Annotated in this window: 23 protein-coding genes; 11 read left to right on the forward strand and 12 right to left on the reverse strand. The window is 71.8% G+C overall.

Translation table 11 applies throughout. The features are described from left to right. The first annotated feature begins 68 nt into the window (after positions 1–68). Complete coding sequence (locus ABEA24_RS37790; RefSeq protein WP_345437530.1) at positions 69–605, forward strand: cysteine dioxygenase family protein; 537 nt, start codon at positions 69–71, stop codon at positions 603–605. A 75-nt stretch (positions 606–680) separates the two neighbouring features. Continuing rightward, on the forward strand, positions 681–1,748 hold the full coding sequence (locus tag ABEA24_RS37795; RefSeq protein WP_345437532.1) for a WD40 repeat domain-containing protein: 1,068 nt from the start codon (positions 681–683) through the stop codon (positions 1,746–1,748). On the opposite strand, the gene menC is transcribed toward ABEA24_RS37795, so the two are convergent. The 6 genes from menC to ABEA24_RS37825 form a co-directional block, all read right to left on the reverse strand. Next, positions 1,741–2,847: an o-succinylbenzoate synthase gene (gene menC / locus ABEA24_RS37800; RefSeq protein ID WP_345437534.1), complete on the reverse strand. Its 1,107-nt coding sequence runs from the start codon at positions 2,845–2,847 to the stop codon at positions 1,741–1,743. The genes ABEA24_RS37795 and menC overlap by 8 nt on opposite strands. Continuing rightward, positions 2,844–3,611, reverse strand: coding sequence for a GNAT family N-acetyltransferase (locus tag ABEA24_RS37805; protein WP_345437536.1), 768 nt, complete (start codon positions 3,609–3,611; stop codon positions 2,844–2,846). Before ABEA24_RS37805 ends, menC begins: the two co-directional genes overlap by 4 nt. A 50-nt stretch (positions 3,612–3,661) precedes the next feature. Further along, on the reverse strand, positions 3,662–4,771 hold the full coding sequence (locus ABEA24_RS37810; RefSeq protein WP_345437538.1) for an MCE family protein: 1,110 nt from the start codon (positions 4,769–4,771) through the stop codon (positions 3,662–3,664). Positions 4,772–5,003: 232 nt separating this feature from the next. Continuing rightward, the gene (locus ABEA24_RS37815; RefSeq protein WP_425551289.1) at positions 5,004–6,161 is read right to left on the reverse strand and encodes a lipid-transfer protein; all 1,158 of its coding nucleotides are present in this window, start codon (positions 6,159–6,161) and stop codon (positions 5,004–5,006) included. 91 nt (positions 6,162–6,252) lie between these two features. Then, positions 6,253–6,711 carry a Zn-ribbon domain-containing OB-fold protein gene (locus ABEA24_RS37820; protein ID WP_345437542.1) on the reverse strand — a complete coding sequence of 153 codons (459 nt, stop codon included), beginning with the start codon at positions 6,709–6,711 and terminating at the stop codon, positions 6,253–6,255. A gap of 80 nt (positions 6,712–6,791) precedes the next feature. Then, entirely contained in the window at positions 6,792–8,003 is a 1,212-nt protein-coding gene (locus tag ABEA24_RS37825) for an MFS transporter (protein ID WP_345437544.1), read from the reverse strand. Between the two features lie 71 nt (positions 8,004–8,074). On the opposite strand from ABEA24_RS37825, the gene ABEA24_RS37830 reads away from it, so the two are divergent. Next, on the forward strand, positions 8,075–8,935 hold the full coding sequence (locus tag ABEA24_RS37830) for a LysR family transcriptional regulator (RefSeq protein ID WP_345437546.1): 861 nt from the start codon (positions 8,075–8,077) through the stop codon (positions 8,933–8,935). 7 nt (positions 8,936–8,942) lie between these two features. On the opposite strand, the gene ABEA24_RS37835 is transcribed toward ABEA24_RS37830, so the two are convergent. Beyond that, complete coding sequence (locus ABEA24_RS37835) at positions 8,943–9,725, reverse strand: SDR family oxidoreductase (RefSeq protein ID WP_345437548.1); 783 nt, start codon at positions 9,723–9,725, stop codon at positions 8,943–8,945. Between the two features lie 86 nt (positions 9,726–9,811). Between ABEA24_RS37835 and ABEA24_RS37840 the strand changes: the two genes are divergently transcribed. From ABEA24_RS37840 to ABEA24_RS37850, 3 genes are all read left to right on the forward strand, one after another. Beyond that, positions 9,812–10,585: an SDR family oxidoreductase gene (locus ABEA24_RS37840; RefSeq protein ID WP_345437550.1), complete on the forward strand. Its 774-nt coding sequence runs from the start codon at positions 9,812–9,814 to the stop codon at positions 10,583–10,585. A gap of 11 nt (positions 10,586–10,596) precedes the next feature. After that, the gene (locus ABEA24_RS37845) at positions 10,597–11,541 is read left to right on the forward strand and encodes an LLM class F420-dependent oxidoreductase (protein WP_345437552.1); all 945 of its coding nucleotides are present in this window, start codon (positions 10,597–10,599) and stop codon (positions 11,539–11,541) included. Positions 11,542–11,668: 127 nt separating this feature from the next. After that, entirely contained in the window at positions 11,669–11,959 is a 291-nt protein-coding gene (locus ABEA24_RS37850) for an iron-sulfur cluster biosynthesis family protein (RefSeq protein WP_345437554.1), read from the forward strand. 149 nt (positions 11,960–12,108) lie between these two features. On the opposite strand, the gene ABEA24_RS37855 is transcribed toward ABEA24_RS37850, so the two are convergent. Next, entirely contained in the window at positions 12,109–13,194 is a 1,086-nt protein-coding gene (locus ABEA24_RS37855) for an Rv3169 family protein (protein WP_345437556.1), read from the reverse strand. Continuing rightward, the gene (locus tag ABEA24_RS37860) at positions 13,191–14,282 is read right to left on the reverse strand and encodes a phosphotransferase family protein (protein WP_345437558.1); all 1,092 of its coding nucleotides are present in this window, start codon (positions 14,280–14,282) and stop codon (positions 13,191–13,193) included. The genes ABEA24_RS37855 and ABEA24_RS37860 overlap by 4 nt, the downstream gene beginning before the upstream one ends. A 125-nt stretch (positions 14,283–14,407) precedes the next feature. Between ABEA24_RS37860 and ABEA24_RS37865 the strand changes: the two genes are divergently transcribed. Next, on the forward strand, positions 14,408–15,049 hold the full coding sequence (locus ABEA24_RS37865) for an MBL fold metallo-hydrolase (RefSeq protein ID WP_345437560.1): 642 nt from the start codon (positions 14,408–14,410) through the stop codon (positions 15,047–15,049). Positions 15,050–15,158: 109 nt separating this feature from the next. Beyond that, the gene (locus tag ABEA24_RS37870; RefSeq protein WP_345437562.1) at positions 15,159–15,338 is read left to right on the forward strand and encodes a PspC domain-containing protein; all 180 of its coding nucleotides are present in this window, start codon (positions 15,159–15,161) and stop codon (positions 15,336–15,338) included. Positions 15,339–15,345: 7 nt separating this feature from the next. Here the strand turns inward: ABEA24_RS37870 and ABEA24_RS37875 are convergent, their stop codons facing one another. The 3 genes from ABEA24_RS37875 to ABEA24_RS37885 form a co-directional block, all read right to left on the reverse strand. Beyond that, positions 15,346–15,924: a hypothetical protein gene (locus ABEA24_RS37875; RefSeq protein ID WP_345437564.1), complete on the reverse strand. Its 579-nt coding sequence runs from the start codon at positions 15,922–15,924 to the stop codon at positions 15,346–15,348. 152 nt (positions 15,925–16,076) lie between these two features. Beyond that, positions 16,077–16,391 carry an L-rhamnose mutarotase gene (locus ABEA24_RS37880; protein ID WP_345437566.1) on the reverse strand — a complete coding sequence of 105 codons (315 nt, stop codon included), beginning with the start codon at positions 16,389–16,391 and terminating at the stop codon, positions 16,077–16,079. A gap of 2 nt (positions 16,392–16,393) precedes the next feature. Continuing rightward, the gene (locus ABEA24_RS37885; protein WP_345437568.1) at positions 16,394–17,101 is read right to left on the reverse strand and encodes a FadR/GntR family transcriptional regulator; all 708 of its coding nucleotides are present in this window, start codon (positions 17,099–17,101) and stop codon (positions 16,394–16,396) included. A gap of 189 nt (positions 17,102–17,290) precedes the next feature. Here ABEA24_RS37885 and ABEA24_RS37890 point away from each other — a divergent pair, with 189 nt between their 5' ends. Genes ABEA24_RS37890 through ABEA24_RS37900 form a run of 3 tightly spaced genes read left to right on the forward strand, consistent with a single transcriptional unit; the run spans position 17,291 to position 20,156 of the window. Continuing rightward, positions 17,291–18,130 (forward strand): fumarylacetoacetate hydrolase family protein, encoded by an 840-nt coding sequence (locus tag ABEA24_RS37890; protein WP_345437570.1) that lies wholly within the window; start codon positions 17,291–17,293, stop codon positions 18,128–18,130. Further along, positions 18,127–19,410, forward strand: coding sequence for an enolase C-terminal domain-like protein (locus ABEA24_RS37895; protein WP_345437572.1), 1,284 nt, complete (start codon positions 18,127–18,129; stop codon positions 19,408–19,410). The genes ABEA24_RS37890 and ABEA24_RS37895 overlap by 4 nt, the downstream gene beginning before the upstream one ends. After that, a complete protein-coding gene (locus ABEA24_RS37900) occupies positions 19,407–20,156 on the forward strand; it encodes an SDR family NAD(P)-dependent oxidoreductase (protein WP_345437574.1) in 750 nt (249 codons plus the stop codon). The genes ABEA24_RS37895 and ABEA24_RS37900 overlap by 4 nt, the downstream gene beginning before the upstream one ends. Positions 20,157–20,161 lie beyond the last annotated feature (5 nt).

Below are 20,161 nucleotides of genomic sequence, written 5' to 3' on the forward strand. Positions count from 1 at the left end.
GCCGATGATTGGCATTGGACCGATGAGTGACCCGCCCGGCACCCTGGAGGAGACGAAGGAGGTTCGCCATGACACTCGTACTCAGCACCGTACGCCCCGGCCTGGAGGATCTGGTCACGGGAGTGCGCTCCGTCGTGGACCTCCACACGGACTGGCGTGAGACCGCGCGGCTCGTCGCCGCCGAACTGCGGCAGCACATGCCCACCCCGGACGTGCTGACCGCCGAGGAGCGGATCGGCGACCCCGACCGGTACGTCAGCCACACGCTCTACGTCGAGCGCGGCGGGGCGTTCTCGGTGGTCGGTCTGGTGTGGCGGCCCGGGCAGGTCACCCCGATCCACGACCACGTCACCTGGTGCGTGTTCGGCGTGCTGCAGGGCGTGGAGCACGAGGAGCTGTACGTCCAGCAGGACGACCACCTCCTCCGGGTCGGAGTGAACGACAACCATGTCGGCGAGGTCAGCGGCTTCGCGCCACCCGGCGACATCCACCGCGTACGGAACGTCGGCGACGGCGTCTCGATCTCGCTGCACATCTACGGCACTGACATCTCGCGGATCGAGTCCAGCGTGCGGCGCTGTTACGACCTGCCGGTGAGGGACTGACCGACGGCGTCGATCAGGCCATGGAGTTCCGGATTCCGCGGATCTTGTCCTGGCTCCTGGTTAGCCTCTCGGCGCATGAGTGATCTTCGAATGCTGCACTGCCTCTCCGACCGTCAGACGGCCGGTCTCGCGGTGATCGGCCTCGATGGCGGCCCTAGAGCGGTCGGATACGACCGGGACGGGGCCATCTGGACCTGGAACCTGGTCACCGGCGAACAAGGGCGACGGCCGCTCGATCTCGACTCCGCTCTTCCCGAGGATCCGGTCCCCGACGCCGACGGCGAGATCTGGGAGGCGGACGAGGACGACGAGGACGAGCCCGGCGAGGCCGATCCGTACGAGGTCGGCGCCTGCCTGACGGCGGCGGTTCTCGACGGCCGGCCGGTGGTCGTGACCGGCGGGGGCCGCTTCGACCTCACGTCCTGCCTCGGAGAGGACTACACGGGCGGGGCGGTCAGAGTTTGGGACCTGGAGACCGGCCGCAAGATCGGAAAGACCCTGACCGGTAGCCGCCTGGGGGTCTCCTCCCTTGCGACCGTCCCGACCGAGCAGGGACTCCTCGTCTTCGCCAGTAGCGAGGAGGGCGGCCTGCTGGTCTGGGACCTGCCTCAGGGCGAGCTCATCGCTGATCTCAAGGGCGCGTACGACGGAGTGATGACCGCCGCCGTGGTCGGCGGCCGGCCGGTCGCGGTCACCGGCGGGGAGGACACCAGCCTCCAGACATGGGACGTTCTCCGTGGCGAACCACTCGGACTCCCGCTGACCGGCGTCGAGCCCAATGCCACGGCCGTCGCGATCACCGAGCTGAACGGCCGGACGGCGGTGCTGGCCGGCGGGGGCGATCACACCGTCCGGGTCTGGGACCTGGCGAGCGGCGAGCGGATCGGCGGGCCGCTGGCCGGTCACGCCGACACGGTGTCCTCGATCGCCACCACGCGGGTCGGCGGGAACGCGGTGGCGGTGACCGGCGGCAGGGACGGAACGGCCCGGGTGTGGGACCTGGCGCGCGGCGAGCAGATCGGAGAAGCGCTCGTCGGCCACGAGGGAGGCGTCGGTACGGTCGTGACCACCGAGGTCGAGGGCAGGCCGATCGCCGTGACCGAGGGCGAGGACGGCACCATACGCGTGTGGAGCCTCACCTAGCCCGGAGATCCACGGTGTCCGAGGACTCCGTGAGGTCGTCGAGGACGTCCGGGAGCGGCTCGACGCCGAGGCCGGGACCGTCCGGGACCCGCATCATCCCGTCCCGAAGTAGGAACGGCTCCGTGATGTCCTGCGTGTAGTACCGGTCCGACGCGGAGACGTCCCCGGGCAGCGTGCAGCCGGGCAGGGCCGCGAACGCCAGGTTGGCGGCGCGGCCCAGGCCGGTCTCGAGCATTCCGCCGCACCACACCGGAAGGCCGTGTGCCACGCACACGTCGTGGATCCGCCGCGCCTCCAGGTAGCCGCCGACGCGGCCGGCCTTCACGTTGACGATCGAGCACGCGCCGAGCGTGATGGCGTCGGCGGCGGATCGGGCGGAGACGATCGACTCGTCGAGGCAGATCGCAGTCGTGAGGGCCTCCGCGAGCCGCGCGTGCCCGAGCAGGTCCTCCTCCGGCAGCGGCTGCTCGATCAGCAGCAGGTCGAACGGGTCCAGCTTCGCGAGGTGCCGCAGGTCCGTCCGGGTGTACGCGGCGTTGGCGTCGACCTGCAGCAGGATGTCGCCGAACCGCTCCCGCACCGCGCGCACCGGCTCCAGGTCCCACCCCGGTTCGATCTTCAGCTTGATCCGCGCGTAGCCCTGCGCCAGGTAGGCGTCCACGGCGTCCAGCAGCTCCGGGAGCGTATCCATGATCCCGACGGACACCCCGGCCGGTACCCGCGTCCGCGTCGCCCCCAGGTACGCCGCGTACGACAGGCCCGAGGCGCGGAGCTCGGCGTCCAGCACCGCCATCTCCACCGCCGCCTTCGCCATCGGATGCCCCCGGACCGGGGCGAACGCCGCGCCGAGCCCGCGGGCGGTGACGTCGGCGGGCAGGCGCGGGAGCAGGTGGTCGCGGATCACCTGCTCGGCACCGTTCACGTACTCGGCGGAGTAGAGCGGCTCGGCGGAGGCGACGCACTCGCCCCACCCCTCCGCCTCGTCCCCGAACACCCGGACGAGCAGGACCTCCCGGTCGACGTCCGTCCCGAACGACGTGCGGAACGGCGACACCAGGGGCATCCGGATCCGCCTGAGCTCGACCCCGGACAGTTTCATCGCGCGCACTCCAGCAGGTAGTAGCCGGTTCGAGTAAAGCCCGTGACGTGGAAGCCCCCGGCCAGCGCGCCGCCGAGCGCGGCGCGCTGGGCCTGGCGCCACTCCCGGGCGATGTCCGGGCCGCACGCCCGCAGGGTCGTGATGTCCGCCGGCGTCCCGACCGCCACGGCGGCGGCGCCGATCGGATCGTGCCGCTCGGGGCGGCCCAGCGTGTCCTCGGCCAGCGTGATCACCATGTCGTCCCCGGGCTCGGGACGCGTCGCCGATGTGCCGGCGACCGCCGCCGCCACCTCCGGGCTGTCGAGCCGCCACTCGACGAGAAGGCGGTCGCTGGGGTCGCCCATGTTCAGCTCGTCGGGCATGTCGCCGTAGAAGTCCTCGAGGTACGCGGCCGCGCGGGCCGCCAGCTTGGCCAGGTTGAAGTGGGCGTTGCGCCGGGCGAGCGGGTCGAACGTCCAGCTGATCGTCGGGATGCCCCGCTCGAGCGCCCACTCGCGCTGATGCACCTTGATCGCGAAGCCGACGCCCCGGCCCTGGACGGCGACGCCGGTGATGTGGGAGTGCAGGCCGCCGTCCGCGGTCGGGAACGCCGCGCATGCGCCGATCATCGTGCTGCCGTCGAACGCCCCGGCGACGTAGCCGCCGATGTGGCGGGTCACCTGCAGCATCTCGAACGGCATCGGGTCGGTCGGCCGCCAGATCTCCGCGAGCAGCGCGGAGGCGGTGTAAAGATCCTTCGCGGCCGTCAGTTCGCGTACGTCCATGTACCGATCGTGACGTCTCGCCGCCCCCGTGGGAACACCGGGGTCCCGGGTCAGGGGATGACGGGCAGCGGGTTGCCGCTCTTGGACGGGGACGGCTTCGAGGTCTTGGTGTGCTTCGGCGTGCCGGTCGACGGGCGGGTTCCGGTGGGCGACGGCTTCCCGGTCTGCTTCTTCGTCGTCGGCTGCGTGGCGTCGTTGCGCGTGCTCGGCGGCGCGATGGAGACGGGCAGCGGGATGAGGTTCTGGATGTAGACGTCGAACCATCGGCCGCTGCCGGTCAGGTCGGCCGTCTCGTTCCCGAACGGGCCCATCTCCTGCAGGGCCTTGTCCAGGTTTCCCTGGTTGCGCTGCAGGATCTGCACGACCTGGCGGAGGTTCCGGAGCGCGGGATTGAGGGTGGCCTGGTTCTCCTGGATCGTCCCGGTGATCTGCTGGGACAGGGCGACGGTGCCGGTCAGCAGCTGGCTGATGACGGCCCGGCGGTTGTTGATCTCCTGCAGCAGGAGGCCGCCGTTCTGCACCAGCACGGCGAGGTCACCGCTGCGGGAGGCCAGCAGCGAGGTGACGTTGCTGGAGTGCTTGAGCAGCTGGCTCAGCTCGTCGTCGCGGGAGGACACCGCCCGGGAGATCTTCTGCAGGCCCGCCAGGGTGCGCCGGACGTTCTCCGGCGAGCCCTCCATCGTCTGGCTCAGCGTGTCCATGGCCTTGGCCAGCTGCTTGGTGTCGATCTGACCGAGCTGCTTGCTGGCGTCCTGCAGGGCGGGCACCACCTCGTACGGCGCCGAGGTCCGCGAGAGGGGGATCTGCTTGCCCGTCTGCTGCCGGCCGGGACCCTTCGGGTCAAGGGCGAGGAAGTGCGAGCCGAGGATGGTCTTGATCTTGATCTGGGCCCGCGTCTGCGTTCCGAAGTGCGCGCTGCTGGTGAACTTCACCTTCACGTGGTCGCCGTCGAGGTCGACGCTGTCGACCTTACCGACCTTCACGCCGGCGATCCGGACCTCTTCACCGGGCTTCAGCCCGCCCGCCTCGGCAAAGGCCGCGGAGTACGTCGTGCCGCCGGCGAACTGCTGCAGGTTGAACGCGAGCAGGGTCGCCAGGCCGGCGGTGGCCAGGCCGGCGATGCCGATCGGCAGCGGATTGCGCTCCCGGAATGGACGCATCAGCGCGGCACCTCGCGTCGGGTTTCGGCGGACTGGGCGCGCGGTCAGGGCCGTCGGGCCGGCGTCCACACGGACACGCGACTGCGAAGAGAACCTGGCGCGTCAGTGAAAGGTACTGACGCGTAGCGTGGCCGACAAGAACCGACCGTGCTCGATCCCGGGCCCGACCCGCGCACCATCGTGCGTCCGTCCAGGTCAGCAATGCCTTACTGGCGGGATCGAGTGACGTAACTCACGTCCGGGCGATGATGGCCGATCCGTGCCCGAACAGTCCCTGGTTGACCGCGATGCCGGCCCGTGCCCCTTCCACCTGGCGTTTTCCCGCCTGCCCGCGCAGCTGCCAGGTGAGCTCGCAGACCTGAGCGATCGCCTGCGCGGGGATCGCCTCCCCGAAGCACGCCAGCCCGCCGCTCGGATTCACCGGGATCCGGCCGCCGAGCGTCGTCGCGCCGTCGCGCAGCAACCCCTCCGCCTCGCCCGGCTTGCACAGGCCGATGTCCTCGTACCAGTCCAGTTCCAGCGCGGTGGACAGGTCGTAGACCTCGGCGAGCGACAGGTCCTCCGGGCCCAGCCCGGCCTCCTCGTACGCCGCCGCGGCGTTCGCCGCCCGGAACGGCCGCTCCGGCGGGTCGACGGCGACACTCGAGTCGGTGGCGAAGTTCGCCAGATCCAGCACGGTGCTCGGGAACGTCGGGGTCACGGTGGAGACCGCCGCGATCCGCACGGGCGCGCCGTGGCCGTGCCGCCGCGCGTACTCGAGGCTGGACAGCACGACCGCCGCGCCGCCGTCACTGGTCGCGCAGATGTCCAGCAGCCGCAGCGGGTCGGCGACCACGGGCGACGCCGCGACGTCGGCCGCGGTGACCTCCTTCCGGTACCGCGCGTTCGGGTTCCGCAGCCCGTGCCGGGCGTTCTTGACCTTCACCGCGGCGAAGTCGTCCCGGGTGGCGCCGTACAGGGCCATCCGGCGGCGGGCGTACAGCGCGAAGTACACGGGGTTGGTCGCGCCCAGCAGACGGAACCGCAGCCAGTCCGGGTCGTCGGGCCGGTCGCCGCCGACGGGCGCGAAGAACCCCTTCGGCGCGGCGTCGGCCCCCACCACCAGCGCGACGTCCACGAGGCCGGCGAGGATCTGCGCCCGCGCCGTGCTCATCGCCTGCGCACCCGAGGCGCAGGCCGCGTAGCAACTCGACACGCGCGCCCCCGACCAGCCCAGGGCCTGGGCGAACGTCGCACCGGCGATGAACCCGGGGTAGCCGTTCCGGATCGTGTCCGCGCCCGCGACGTACTCGACGTCCGTCCAGGCGAGCCCGGCGTCCTTCAGCGCGTCCCGTGCCGCCGCGAGGCCGTACTCGACGAAGTCGCGCCCCCACTTGCCCCAGGGATGCATGCCCACCCCGAGGACGGCGATGTCCTTCCCGCTCACGCGCCCTCCTCACGTGGAGCGCGGCGTCCCGCACCGCCCACTCCGCTCGGGTCGCTCACGCGCCCTCCTCCGTGATCGGGCGCCACTTCCAGACGAGGTGGCCCGGGTCGAGCTCCTCGACGACGAGCTCGGCCTCCATTCCGACGGCCAGCTCGTCGACGCCGACCCCCTTCACGACCTGGCCGAGGACGACGATCCGCTCGGCCGCCAGCTCGACGGCGGCGATGGCGTACGGCTCGAAGTCATCGCCCGAGACGTACGGCGGCGGCGGCCGGTAGCGGGCGTCGGCGTACGACCAGATCCGCCCCCGGTCCGACAGCGGCGTCGTGACCAGCTCGTCGCCGTCGCAGGCGGGATTGCGGCAGGTCAGGGTCTGCGGCGGGAAGTAGACGGTGCCGCAGGCGGTGCAGCGGGTCCCGGTCAGGCGTGGCGGGTCGACGGTGAACCAGCCGTCGACCACGCTCACCGGCCCGTCGGCGCGGTCCACGGCGTTCCCGGATGGGTGCTGCGCCACCGGCGACCTCCTAGTTGACCAAGCGACCGCTCAAATCTATAACGTGTTCTATTCGAGTGGAAGGGGCGGTGGGCGCCGGCTCAGGAGGCGGGTGCTTCGTCGCCTGGTCCGGACAGGCGCAGGGCGGCCAGGGCGGCGACGGCGAGGAGGGCCAGGGCGTAGGCGACCGTGGCCGGCCAGTGGCCGTGCTCGTACGCGAGGCCGCCGGCCGAACCGCCGAGACTGCTGCCCGCGTAGTACGCGAACAGGTACAGCGCGGACGCCTGCGCCTTCCCGGCCGCGGCGCGCCGCCCCACCCAGCCGCTGGCGACCGAATGCGCCGCGAAGAAGCCCGCGGTGAACACGAACAGCCCGGCGGCCAGGACGGGCAGCGCGTGCGGCAGGGTCGCCAGCAGCCCGGCGGCCGCCAGGGCGAACGCGCCGAACAGCACCGGGCGGCGTCCGGCCCGGTCGGCGAGCGATCCGGCGGCCGGCGAACTGACCGTGCCCGCGAGGTACATCAGGAAGACCAGGCCGGTGACCCACTGCGGCAGGCCGAACGGTGCGGCCAGCAGGCGGTAGCCCAGGTAGTTGTAGACGGTGACGAACCCGGCCATCAGCACCAGCGCGATCAGGTAGAGCCGGCGCATCGCGGGGTCGCGCAGGTGCCGGAGCAGTGGGCCGGGGCCGGTCCGGGCCGGGCGGAAACAGCGGGAGCGCGGCAGCAGCGCCCCGAAGACGACGGTGAGGAGCAGCGCGCCGAGGGCGGTGACGCCGAGCGCCCACCGCCAGCCCGCCAGGTCGGTCACGAAGCCGGGGACGAGTCGCCCCAGCAGGCCGCCGACCGTGTTTCCGGCGATGTAGCGGCCCATCGCCCCGCCCAGCGCCTCGGGGTGGACCTCGTCGGCGAGGTAGGCCATCGCGACGGCCGGCACGCCGGCGAGCGCGATCCCCTGCGCCGCGCGGACCGCCGCGAGCGCGGGGAACGAGGGGGCGAGCGGGAGCAGCAGGCCGAGGATCGCGGCCGTCACCGAGGACACCGCCATGATCCGGGTCCGGCCGAAGCGCTCCGACAGCGAACTCACCGGGATCACCGCGAGCGCGAGCGTGCCCGTCGACAGGGACACCAGCAGGCTCGACGTCGTGGGGGAGACGCCGAAGACCCGCGACAGCTCCGGCAACAGCGCCTGTGTCGAGTACAGCGAGATGAACGTGGTCAGCCCGGCCGCGAACAGCGCGAGGTTCACCCGGCGCAGCCCGCGCGAGCCGCGGCGATGCCGAAGATCGAGCTCCGAAGGTGAGGTGACGAGCACCCATCCAGGCTGCGCGAGGGCTGACCGATGCGTCCAATGAAAGTTATTTCTGAGAACTATGCTCATTGGTTATGGACCTGGAAACGGTTCGCTGGTTCCTCGCGGTCGCCGAGCAGCGGCACGTCACCCAGACGGCGGCCGAGCTGCGGATCTCCCAGCCCGGGCTGTCCCGGGCGATCGCCCGCCTCGAACGCGAGCTCGGCGTGCGACTGTTCGACCGGGAGGGACGGACGCTCCGGCTCAGCCCGTACGGCGAGATCTTCCGCCGGCACGCCGAGCGCCTGGTGGCCGAGGAAAAGGCGGCGCGTGATGCCCTGGCGCAGGCCGCCGACCCCGGCAGCGGCGAGGTGGGACTGGCCTTCCTGCACACCCAGGGCACCGCGCTCGTCCCGGAGCTGCTCCGCGACTACCGGCGGGAGCATCCGCGCGTGACGTTCCGGCTGAGCCAGGGCAGCAGCGAGCACATCGGAGCGGCGGTCACCGACGGGCGGGCCGACCTCGCGATCACCAGCCCGCGCCCGGCGGAGCTGGCCTGGTACCCGCTCGCGACGGAACACCTCCACCTCGCGGTCCCGGCCGGGCACCGGCTCGCCGGGCGCGAGCGGGTGCGCCCGTCCGAGGCCGCCGACGAGCCGTTCATCCTCATGCGGCACGGGTACGGCCTGCGCTCGATCACCGACGAGCTGTTCCGGAGCGAGGGCATCCGGCCCGAGATCGCGTTCGAGGGGGAGGAGGCCGCCACGCTCCGCGGGCTGGTCGCGGCGGGGCTCGGGGTCGCCATCGTGCCGCCGGGCGAGCCCGTCCACGGGGTGTCCGAGGTCGTCATCACCGGCGCGCACCGCACCATCGGCCTGGCCTGGGTGGCCGGCCGGACGCGCCCGCCCGTCGTCGAGGGCTTCCGCCGTTTCGTCCTGGCCCGCGCCCGCCCCTGACGGGCCCTCAGTTCTTGAGCGAGGCGACCATCCGGCGCAGTCCCGCGAGCCAGCGGTCACGGTCGGCGGCCTTGCGGCGCTCGAACTCGGCCACCTCCGGATGCGGCAGGATCAGGAACGCCTCGGCCGCGAGCCCCGCGACGACCGCCTCGGCGACGTCGCCGGGTTCGAGCACCGCGCCCGCCGCGGCCACGACCTGACCCGCCATGCCTTCGAGGGCCTCGGTGAGAAGGGGAGTGCGGACGCCCTGCGGGCACAGCGCGCTCACCTTGATGCCCTGGTCGCCGTAGGTCAGCGCCAGCCACTCGGCGAACGCCACCGCGGCGTGCTTCGTCACGGCGTACGGCGCGTCGCCGGGCTGGGTGAGGAGGCCGGCGGCCGAGCAGGTGTTGAGGAAGTAGCCCTCGCCGCGTTCGAGCATCCCGGGAAGCGCCGCCCGCGCGGCGTACACGTGCGCCTGGACGTTGACCGCCCAGGAGGCGGCCCACTGCTCCGGCGTCGCCTCCAGCCCGGCGCCCGTGCCGATACCCGCGTTGGAGCAGACCAGGTCGATCGGGCCGAGCTCACCGGCTTCATCGATCATCGCCCGTACCTGCTCCTCGTCGCCGACATCGGTGCGGACCGCGACCGTACGGCAGTCCAGCCCCGCGGCGACCCGCTCCACGGCGTCCAGGTCGAGGTCGGAGAGGCAGAGCGAGGCGGCGCCCTCGGCGGCGAACCGGCGGGCCAGCGCCGCGCCGATCCCGCTGCCGGCGCCGGTGATCACGATGTTCTTCCCGGGGATCTGCATGGCAGGAACGTAACATCCGGGACTAGTCTTGTTGAATCTGATTCGGTTGTCAGAAAGCTCCAGGCATGGGCAGGAAAGGCGGCAGCATGGCACTCGAGACCGGTCTGGCGGGCAGGACCGCACTGATCACCGGCGCCTCGCGCGGCATCGGCAGGGCGACGGCGGAGGCCCTCGCCGCGGAGGGATGCAACGTCGTGCTGTCCTCCCGGAAGCAGGACGCCCTGGAAGAGGTCGCCAAGGAGATCCGCGCCGCCCACCCGGACGTCGGCGTCCTCCCGAAGGCCGCGCACGTCGGTGACGAGGACGCCGCGCGGGCCTGCGTCGAGGCGGCCGTCGCCGAGTTCGGAAGCGTGGACGTCCTCGTCAACAACGCCGGCACCAGCCCGCACTTCGGCCCGATGGTCGACATCGACGCCGCCAGGGCGGAAAAGACCGTCCAGGTCAACCAGTTCGCCGTGGTGCTGTGGACGCAGCTCGCCTGGAAGCTGTCCATGGAGGCGCGCGGCGGGTCGATCGTCAATATCTCCTCGGTCGGCGGCATGATGACCGAGTACGGCATCGGGTACTACAACGCCACGAAGGCCGCGGTCATCCACCTCACCCGGCAGTTCGCCATCGAGCTCGCCCCCTCCGTGCGCGTCAACGCCGTCGCGCCGGGACTGGTCAAGACGCAGCTCGCCCGCGCGCTGTGGGAGGAGAACGAGGAGAAGATCGCCGGGTACATGCCGCTCGGCCGCCTCGGCGAACCCGAGGACATCGCCAAGGCGGTCGTCTTCCTCGCCGGGGACAGCGCGAGCTGGCTGACCGGACAGACCCTTGTCGTCGACGGCGGCGCGACCGTCCGCCCGTCCATCGCCTGAGGAGGCTCCACATGTCTCGATGGGGACTGACGATTCCGCTCACCGGCGTGCCGCTGGCCGAGCACCGGAAGACGGTCGAAGGGCTGACCGACCTCGGATACACCGACGCGTGGTCGGCGGAGGCCTCCGGGGCCGACGGGTTCACGCCGCTCGCCCTCGCCTCCCAGTGGGGGCCGCAACTGCGGCTCGGCCCGGCGATCGTGCCCGTCTACACGCGCGGTCCCGGCCTGCTCGCCCAGCAGGCCGCCACGCTCGCCGACCTCGCCCCCGGCCGGTTCGTCCTCGGCATCGGGACGTCCTCGCAGGTGATCGTGGAGCGCTGGAACGGCATCCCCTTCACCGAGCCGTACCGGCGGGTGCGGGACACGCTGCGATTCCTTCGCCGGGCCCTGGCCGGCGAGAAGGTCAGCGACGAGGCGCTCGGCGTGAGCGGTTTCAAGCTGGAGACCCCGCCGCGGACGCCGCCGCCGATCGTCCTCGCCGCGCTGCGCCCCGGCATGCTCCGGCTGGCCGCCCGTGAGGCCGACGGCGCGATCACCAACTGGCTGGCGCCGCACGACGTCCCGAAGGTCCGGGCCGAGTTCGGCACGGAGAAGGAACTGATCGCGCGGATCTTCGTCTGCCCGACGTCGAACGCCGATGAGGCGCGGGCGCTCGGCCGGCGGCTGATCGCGGCGTACCTGACGGTTCCCGTCTACGCGGCCTTCCACGAGTGGCTCGGCCGTGGTGAGCGGCTCGCGGCGATGAACGAGGCCTGGGCTGCCGGCGACCGCAAGGCCGCTCTCGCCGCGATTCCGGACGAGGTCGTCGACGACCTCCTCGTCCACGGCTCGCCGGACGAGTGCCGCGAACGCGTCCGCGCGTACGTCGACGCGGGCCTGGACACGCCCGTCCTCGCAGTGCTGCCGAACAGCGAGATCCCTATTACGGACGCCGTGCGAGCGCTCGCCCCGTAGGCCGATATTCGGCAAATCACAAGATCGGGGATGTTTGATGGCACAGACGGTCGGGCATGGCAGGCCGCATGCACGGGGCGGCCGCGCGCCGTGTTGATCTGCAACCGACCAGAAGGAGCTGTCGACAGTGCTGACGCTGACCGATTCGGCGGTCCAGGTGATCCGTACCGTCACCAGCCAGCCCGAGCTTTCGCCGCAGACCGGCCTGCGGATCGCCACCCAGGGTCAGACCGACGAGGCGGGCACGCTCTCCCTCGCGGTGGCCGAGGGGCCCCAGGCCGGCGACGAGATCGTTGAGGAGCAGGGCGCGCGCGTCTACCTGGAGCCGGACGCCGCGACGATCCTCGACGAGATGACGCTCGACGCGAGCGTCGACGAGAACGGAGACGTCACCTTCCGCCTCGCGGAACAGGGATGACCGTGTTAGGTGTGTCCCCGGGCGGTCGCGACCACGGTGGGGCGGCCGCCCGGGCGCATCTCCGGCCATGACGCGGGGCGACCAGGGATCCTCAGTCGAGCAGCCGCCGGCAAGTGGATTCGCGTGCTCGCCCGCGAGAGGGGCCGCACTCAGCCGTCCGCGAAGCTCGGGTGATCGCCGAGCGCCCAGTACTCGAACAGCCCGTGGCCCGTGCCGCCGTCGTACTCGAACCGCGCCACGGAGTCGACCATGCCCCACATGCGGGCGGCGTCCTCGGGCCGGCGCAGGTCGTACGTCACGCCCTGCACCTTCGGCTCCGGCCCCTGGTACATCCCGTGCCGCCAGTCGGGTTCCAGGCCGTAGCCGCTGCCGACCATCAGGTGGACCGGCAACAGCGGGGTGACGCGTACGTCGAACGGTTTGCCGCCCGGCGGGGCGAACGCGATCACCGCCTCGGTGACGTCCCGCGTCCCCGGAGCGTAGGTCGGCCGGTACTCCGGGCGGCCGAGGTACTCCGGATCGCGGCCGTCCGGCCGGACGCGTACGGCCTCCTCCAGCACCCGGCGACCCTGCGCGTCCTCCTGCACGATGCACAGGATCGCGTGGTCCTCGAACTGCATCGGCGCGTACAGCCAGTAGAAACTCGCCGGGCCCGTCGCCTGGATGCCCGGCGGCTCCGCCTCGCCCACCGGGCGGATGCCCCAGGACCGATCGCGGCTGCCCCACCAGCGGTCCGGCGTCACCGGCACGGTCGTGTCGTCCACGGTGATGACGCCGGTCCACCGGCCGGTCTGCGCGAGCCGGCGCGAGTCGAACACCACCCGCTCGTGGGCGCGGATGAAGTGCGGGGGCTCCAGCTGGGCCGGGATCGCTCCCTCCCAGGTCAGGTCGAACGCCAGCCCGTGGTCGTTCGGCTCGAGGACGACGCGCAGGCGCTTGAGCCCCTCCAGCACCTCCACGCGGAACGGCCCGACCGAGGTGTCCATCCGGTCCGCGCCGAGCTCGCGCGAGGCCCGGACGACGCGATGCAGCGGGCCGCGCCGGACCAGGGCGAAGGCGTCCGTGACGCCCAGGTTCGGGTACTGCCCGAGCCCCACGATGAGCATGAGCTCGTCCGAGCGGGAGTGGCAGTTGAAGTAGTACCGGTCGTAGAAGTTGCGGTCCGACGTGGCGACGTGGCGCATGACGTCGGGGACCTGGTGGACCGGGTAGTCGTCGAGCGGTGAGAGCGTCATCGGCGGTCTCCGGGCGGCGGACCGGTCACAGGACCGGGGGCGGGCAGGTTCAGGAGCCCGGCGAGCAGCCGGGAGGCGGTGTTGTCCACCGGGAAGTCGCTGTCGGGCGGCGTCAGGCCCCAGTCGATGAACGCCTGCCCGATCCGCGCCATGATCACCGCGAACTTGAAGGCCGACAGGACCTCGTAGTACGCCATGTGCCGCATCCTCCGGCCGGCCAGTTCCTCGTAGTACGCGATGGTGTCGGCGTAGGACGGGAAGCCGGGAAGGCGCGGGACGCCGATGCCCTCCGAGTGGTGCCGGTCGAGGTACATGTACCAGGCGAGGTCCTCCTCGGGCGCGCCGAGCGTGGCGATCTCCCAGTCGAGCACGGCCCGCGGTTCGCCGTCGTCGCCGTAGAGGATGTTGCCGATCCGCCCGTCGCCCCACAGCAGCACGGGCGGGTCCGGCTCGTCCGGCCGGTGCTCGCGCAGCCACCGCAGCGCCTCGGCGCAGGTCGGCTGGGGTCCGTGGTACGCCCAGCTCATGTAGTGGGTGTAGTAGCCGAGCCGCTGTTCCACACCGGCGGGTCCGTACCTCGTCCGGTCGAGGAACGCGAAGGGCGCCGGATCCAGCCGGTGTACGGCGGCCAGGACGTCCAGGCCGGACGTCCACATGCGCGCCCGCCGCTCGGGCGTCGCCTCGGTGACCCAGCCCGCCTGGTGGTAGGGCGGGTTGTCGTCCGGCGCGCGGCCGTCGACCCGCTCGATGACGAAGAAGGGCGCGCCCAGCAGGCCGGCGTCGGGCTCGTACCAGCGCATCGGGGGCACCGGGATGCCGGTCCGTTCGTCGAGGATCCGCAGCAGGCGGAACTGGTCGGCGTACGGCAGCGGGTCGGGGAAGACCTGATAGCGGCTCGGCGCCACCTTGGCGACCAGGTGCTCCACGCGACCGTCGCACTCGGCGTCGAACAGTAACGTCTCGGCCGAGAATCCGGTCGTCCGGGGGATCTCCAGTCCGCGGATCGCGATGCCCGGCAGGCGTTCCGACAGCCACCGGGTCAGGACCGCGCGCGTCACCTCGGGATCCCGCTGGTCGGGAACCGGCATGGTCCGGGCCTCCTCGCCGAAACGTTCCCCGACCTCAACCTCGTATCTACCAAGCGCTCGGTTGATCGTCAACAGGCCGGGAGGGCCGCCCGAGCCGCCGGCGCGGCCCGTGTCAGGATCGGAACATGAGGTTGACGAAGCTCGGGCACTCCTGTGTCCGCCTGCAGAAGGACGACCGCACGCTCGTCATCGACCCGGGCGTTCTGACTCCGGAGGGCGACGCGCTCGCGGGCGCGGACGCCGTGCTCATCACGCATGAGCACTTCGACCACTACCAGGCCGAACGGCTGCGCCAGGCCCTCACGGACGACCCGCGGCTCACCGTCTACACCTGTGGGGCCGTCGCCGCCGACCTGACGGATCTGGGCGACCGGGTCCGTACCGTCGGGGACGGTGACTCGCTGACGATCGCGGGCTTCGACGTCGCCGTGGCCGGGCAGAAGCACGAGGTCGTCCACCCGGACGTTCCCCAGGTGGAGAACATCGGCTTCCTCATCGACGGGGAGGTCTTCCACCCGGGCGACGCCTTCACCGTGCTGGAGGCGCCCACCCTCCTCGTCCCCGGCCAGGCTCCCTGGATGAAGGCCCCGGAGATGATCGAGTACCTGCGGGCGGTGGCGCCCCGCCGCGCGTTCGCGGTCCACGACGGGCTGCTCAACGACTTCGGGCTGGGCCTGCTGGACAACCAGCTCAAGGGGGAGAGCGAGCGCCAGAAGGCGGAGTTCCGCCGCCTCAAGCCGGGCGAGTCCGTCGAGCTCATCCCCTAGGGAAGGCCCCGTAAGCCCGCGGAGTGACCCGGGGATCGATCCCGCGAGCGATGTGCGGGGCGGAGGCGCGGCATAGCGTCGTTGGTAGGCGACGCAAAGGAGTGCTCTCGTGAACGGTCTCTACCGCCCGCGCCAGGGACGGGTCATCGCCGGCGTCTGCGCCGGCCTCGGTCGCCGGTACGGGCTGGCGCCGTGGACGGTCCGGCTGCTGGCGATCCTCTCCTGCCTGCTGCCCGGCCCGCAGTTCGTCATCTACCTGATCCTCTGGATCATGATGCCGAGCGAGTAGAACGCGCTCAGGCGGCCAGCGCCCGCTCGTCCTCGCGGGCGGGCGCGACGGTGCGCCGGAGCGCGCCCGCGCGTACGCGCTCCAGCACGCCGCAGCGGTACCGCGCGTATCGGGTCAGGCATCCGGCGGCCGCGCCGGTGAGCGCGTAGACGACGACCGTCGCGACCGGGCGGTCCGCCGACACCGCGAGCGCGGCCGGCGATCCGACCAGCGCGAGCTGGGCGGGAACGGTCAGCCGGGGCTCGGCGGTACGGGCGCGGATCGGCGGGTCGCTGGGTCCCCAGGGATCGGCGCGCAGGACGTGGAGCAGCCCGCCCAGCGGACGCGGTGACCACCGCAGCGCCAGGGCCGAGGGCAGCACGAGGAGGGGTGCCGCGGCGAGGGCGCGGGCCGGGGCGGCCACCGCGAACGCGGCGGTGAGCGCGACCCCTGCCGACGCGCAAACGATCAGCGCCGCCCGCGCTCGCTTCGCGGCCCGCAGGACGGCCATCCGGCCGCGCCGGAGGGCGAGCAGATAGGTCTCGGCGGTGGCGTAGGCCCAGCCGGCGGTGAGGGCCCAGGCGGCCGCGTCCAGCGGACTCATCATGATTCGAGGGTGAGCGCCGAGGACGACGGGAGGAAGACGATTGCGTTCATATACGGGGAAGCTACGGGTTCGACCCTGACAGATCGCTGAGGGTCGCCCCCGACCTCGTGGTGGAGCCATCCCCACCACGGGCCTCGGGCCCGCCCGTAGACCTACTCCAGGCGCCAGACGGCGGGGAGGCCCTTGGCGGCGCCCTCGCCCGAGTAGTCGTGGACGACGTCGAGGTAGCCGGCCATGCGGGCCTGCCACGCGACGTTGACCGGCAGGTCCTCCAGGGCGGCGAGCAGCGCGGTGTAGTCGTCGCAGTCGATGACGTGGAACAGGTCGAGCCCGCTGCGCCAGATGGTCCACTCGTGCGCGCCGGCGTCCTTGATCGCCTGGACGAGCTCCGGCGGGACCTCGCGGTGGGCCTTCTCGTACTCCGCTTCGCTGCCGGGTTTGAGCCGGGTGTGCAGGGCGACGCGCATTCTCACTCCTCTTCGTCCGGCTGGCGGCGCACCCATTCCTCGACCGCGCCGATGTGCACGGCGGCGGCGACGCGGGCGCCGTCGGGGTCGCGTTCGGCCAGGGCCCGGTAGATGGCGTTGTGCTCGCGGGCGGTGCGCGGGAAGACGCCCTCCTCGCGGTAGCCGCGCCAGACGCGGGCCCGGAAGGTGCGGCTGTTCAGCCCGCCGAGGATCGCGGCGAGCACCGGGTTGCCGGCGGCCTCGGTGATGATCCGGTGGAACTCCAGGTCGTGCCCGACGCTCTCCTCGGCGGTCGTGGCGCGCTCCATCGCCGCCATCTCGGCGCGGAGGGCGGTGAGGCCGTCGTCGTCGATGCGCGCCGCGGCGGCCGCGGCGGCCGCGGGCTCAAGGATCTTGCGCACCTGGACGAGGTTGAGCAGGGTGTCGCCGCGCGAGATCTCCGCGACGACGCCGAACGTCTCCAGCAGGTCGCCCGGCTTCAGTTGCGTGACGTAGATGCCGGCCCCGTGCCGGGCCTCCAGCACCCCCATGACCGTCAGAGCGCGGATCGCCTCCCGCATCGAGCTGCGTGACAGGCCGAGGTCGGCGGCGAGGTCGCGCTCGGTCGGCAGGCGCTGCCCGGGCACGAACTCACCCACGGCGATCCGGGTCTTGATCTCGTCGATCGCCCGCTGGGTGACGGTGGTCCTGCCACCGGTGTCGTCCGGCACGCGCGTCCCCTCCTCCGGTTGCGAAACTCATCTTGCCGGACGTTAAGAGGTCTTACCAATTTCACAAAAGTAACAAGTGTGTAACAGGGTATTGCCAGCACATTGCCCTGCAGTGGTCTTATGTCCGGGTAAGAGGTCCGATGAATCGGTGAGAGGTCGGACCAACCGACGAGCAGGGGGTACGAGTACGTGAAGCTGCTGCGTGTCGGACCGGTCGGCGCCGAACGGCCCGCGGTCCTGGCCGAGGACGGCTCGCTCCTCGATCTGTCCGGCCTGACCCGCGACATCGACGGAGACTTCCTCGCCACGGGCCTGGACCGCGCCAGGGCGGCGTACGCGGCAGGCGAACTGCCGCCCATCCAGAACACCAAGCGGGTCGGTTCCCCGGTGGCGCGGCCCGGCAAGGTGGTGTGCGTGGGCCTGAACTACCGGGATCACGCGGAGGAGACGGGCGCCGAGATCCCGGCCGAGCCGATCCTCTTCATGAAGGCGTCGAACACGGTCGTCGGCCCGGACGACGACGTGCTCATCCCCCCGGGCAGCGAGAAGACCGACTACGAGGTCGAGCTCGCCGTCGTCCTGGGCGGCCGGGCGCGTTACCTGGACTCGCCGGCCGAGGCCCGCGCGCTCATCGCCGGGTACGCGATCAGCAACGACGTCTCCGAGCGGGAGTACCAGCTCGAGCGCGGCGGCACGTGGGACAAGGGCAAGTCGTGTGAGACCTTCAACCCCCTCGGGCCGCATCTGGTGACCGCCGACGAGATCGCCGATCCGCAGGACCTCGGCCTGCGGCTGTGGGTCAACGGCGACCTCCGCCAGAACGGCAACACCAAGAACATGATCTTCGCGGTGGACCACCTGATCTGGTACCTCAGCCGGTTCATGGTCCTGGACCCCGGCGACGTCATCAACACGGGGACCCCGGCCGGCGTCGCGCTCGGCAGCCCGGGTATCTCCTTCCTGCGCAAAGGTGACATCGTAGAACTCGAGATCGACGGGCTCGGGCGGCAACGGCAGAGGCTCGCATGAAGGTCATCGCACTCGACGCCCACGACATCCGGTTCCCGACCTCCCGGCAGCTGGACGGTTCGGACGCCATGAATCCGGACCCGGACTACTCCGCGGCCTACGCCGTGCTCCGCACGGACGACGGCGCCGAGGGTCACGGGTTCACCTTCACGATCGGGCGCGGCACGGAGGTGTGCGTCGCGGCGATCGAGGCGTACGCGCCGCTCGTCGTCGGCCTCGACATCGACCTGTCCGACCTGGGCGGCTTCGCGCGGCGGCTGATCCACGACTCGCAGCTGCGCTGGCTCGGCCCGGAGAAGGGCGCGGTCCACATGGCCGCCGCCGCGATCATCAACGCGGCGTTCGACCTCGCCGGCCGCGTCGCGGGCAAGCCCGTCTGGCGGCTGCTGGCGGACATGACGCCCGAGCAGATCGTCGACCTGGCCGACTGGAGGTACCTCACCGACGCGCTCCGCCCGGAGGAGGCCGTCGACCTGCTGACGGCGGCCCGGCCGGGACGCGACGAACGGGAGGCCGCGCTGCTGGCCACCGGCTTCCCGGCGTACACGACGACGCCCGGCTGGCTCGGCTACACCGACGACAAACTCGTCGCCCTGGCGCGCGAGGCCGTCGCGGACGGCTTCACCCAGATCAAGCTCAAGGTCGGCGGCGACCTGGCCGACGACGTCCGCCGCCTGGAGCTGGCCCGACAGACCGTCGGACCCGACATCCGCATCGCCATCGACGCGAACCAGCGGTGGGACGTCCGCCAGGCGATCGAGTGGGTCGAGGCCCTCAAGCCATTCGACCCGTACTGGATCGAGGAGCCGACCAGCCCCGATGACATCCTCGGCCACGCCGCCGTGCGCCGCTCCGTCGCGCCCGTCCGGGTGGCGACCGGGGAGCACGTGGCCAACCGTGTGATCTTCAAGCAGCTGCTGCAGGCCGATGCGATCGACGTGCTGCAGATCGACGCGTGCCGCGTCGCGGGCGTGCCGGAGAACGTCGCGATCCTCCTGCTCGCCGCGAAGTACGGCGTGCCGGTCTGCCCGCACGCCGGAGGCGTCGGGCTGTGCGAGGTCGTGCAGCACCTGTCGATGTTCGACTACCTCGCGGTCAGCGGGAGCACCGAGAACCGTGTGATCGAGTACGTCGACCACCTGCACGAACACTTCACCGACCCGGTCCGCGTCCGGGACGGCCACTACCTCGCGCCGACGGCCCCAGGCATGTCGGCACAGATGAAGGCTGAGAGCCTGCTCGAATACGCCTACCCCGACGGCGCCGCCTGGAGGTCGTGACTGTGGAGTTCAGCGGGATCAGGGCCATCGTCACGGGAGGGGCCTCCGGCATCGGGCTCGCGACGGCGCGCCTGTTGACCGAGCGTGGTGCCACCGTGAGCTGCCTCGACCTGTCCGCCCCGCCGGAGCCGCTGCACGGCGTCCAGGCCGACGTACGGGACGACGCGTCGGTCCGGGCGGCGATCGCGGGCGCCGTGGAGCACCTCGGCGGCCTGGACGTGCTGGTCAACAACGCGGGGATCGGCGCGCAGGGCACGGTCGAGGACAACGGCGACGACGAGTGGCGCAACGTCTTCGAGGTCAACGTCTTCGGAATGGTGCGGGTGAGCCGCGCGGCCCTGCCGCACCTGCGCCGATCCGAGCACGCCGCGATCGTGAACACCTGCTCGATCGCGGCCACCGCCGGGCTGCCGCAGCGCGCGCTGTACTCGGCGACCAAAGGTGCCGTTCAGTCGCTCACCCTGGCGATGGCGGCGGATCACCTGCGCGACGGGATCCGGGTGACCTGCGTCAACCCGGGCACCGCCGACACGCCCTGGGTCGGCCGGCTGCTCGCCGCGACCGACGATCCGGAGGCGGAACGGGCCGCACTGGCGGCCCGTCAGCCGAGCGGGCGGCTGGTCAGCGCCGAGGAGGTCGCCGCGGCGATCGCCTACCTGGCCAGTCCTCTCGCGTCGGCGACGACAGGAACGGCGCTGGCGGTCGACGGGGGCATGGCCGGCCTGCGACTTCGCCCAGAGAAATGAGGACG

Origin of the sequence: Actinoallomurus vinaceus (genome assembly GCF_039542055.1) — a bacterium.
Taxonomy (GTDB): domain Bacteria; phylum Actinomycetota; class Actinomycetes; order Streptosporangiales; family Streptosporangiaceae; genus Actinoallomurus; species Actinoallomurus vinaceus.

Excerpts from the sequence above, each read along its gene's own strand:
- ABEA24_RS37865 (WP_345437560.1), top strand. The coding sequence starts at position 14,408 with ATGAGGTTGACGAAGCTCGGGCACTCCTGTGTCCGCCTGCAGAAGGAC.
- ABEA24_RS37795 (WP_345437532.1), top strand. The coding sequence starts at position 681 with ATGAGTGATCTTCGAATGCTGCACTGCCTCTCCGACCGTCAGACGGCC.
- ABEA24_RS37840 (WP_345437550.1), top strand. The coding sequence starts at position 9,812 with ATGGCACTCGAGACCGGTCTGGCGGGCAGGACCGCACTGATCACCGGC.
- ABEA24_RS37805 (WP_345437536.1), bottom strand. The coding sequence starts at position 3,611 with ATGGACGTACGCGAACTGACGGCCGCGAAGGATCTTTACACCGCCTCC.
- ABEA24_RS37855 (WP_345437556.1), bottom strand. The coding sequence starts at position 13,194 with ATGACGCTCTCACCGCTCGACGACTACCCGGTCCACCAGGTCCCCGAC.
- ABEA24_RS37815 (WP_425551289.1), bottom strand. The coding sequence starts at position 6,161 with ATGCATCCCTGGGGCAAGTGGGGGCGCGACTTCGTCGAGTACGGCCTC.
- ABEA24_RS37790 (WP_345437530.1), top strand. The coding sequence starts at position 69 with ATGACACTCGTACTCAGCACCGTACGCCCCGGCCTGGAGGATCTGGTC.
- ABEA24_RS37895 (WP_345437572.1), top strand. The coding sequence starts at position 18,127 with ATGAAGGTCATCGCACTCGACGCCCACGACATCCGGTTCCCGACCTCC.
- ABEA24_RS37835 (WP_345437548.1), bottom strand. The coding sequence starts at position 9,725 with ATGCAGATCCCCGGGAAGAACATCGTGATCACCGGCGCCGGCAGCGGG.
- ABEA24_RS37875 (WP_345437564.1), bottom strand. The coding sequence starts at position 15,924 with ATGATGAGTCCGCTGGACGCGGCCGCCTGGGCCCTCACCGCCGGCTGG.
- ABEA24_RS37810 (WP_345437538.1), bottom strand. The coding sequence starts at position 4,771 with ATGCGTCCATTCCGGGAGCGCAATCCGCTGCCGATCGGCATCGCCGGC.
- ABEA24_RS37845 (WP_345437552.1), top strand. The coding sequence starts at position 10,597 with ATGTCTCGATGGGGACTGACGATTCCGCTCACCGGCGTGCCGCTGGCC.
- menC (WP_345437534.1), bottom strand. The coding sequence starts at position 2,847 with ATGAAACTGTCCGGGGTCGAGCTCAGGCGGATCCGGATGCCCCTGGTG.
- ABEA24_RS37880 (WP_345437566.1), bottom strand. The coding sequence starts at position 16,391 with ATGCGCGTCGCCCTGCACACCCGGCTCAAACCCGGCAGCGAAGCGGAG.
- ABEA24_RS37830 (WP_345437546.1), top strand. The coding sequence starts at position 8,075 with ATGGACCTGGAAACGGTTCGCTGGTTCCTCGCGGTCGCCGAGCAGCGG.
- ABEA24_RS37860 (WP_345437558.1), bottom strand. The coding sequence starts at position 14,282 with ATGCCGGTTCCCGACCAGCGGGATCCCGAGGTGACGCGCGCGGTCCTG.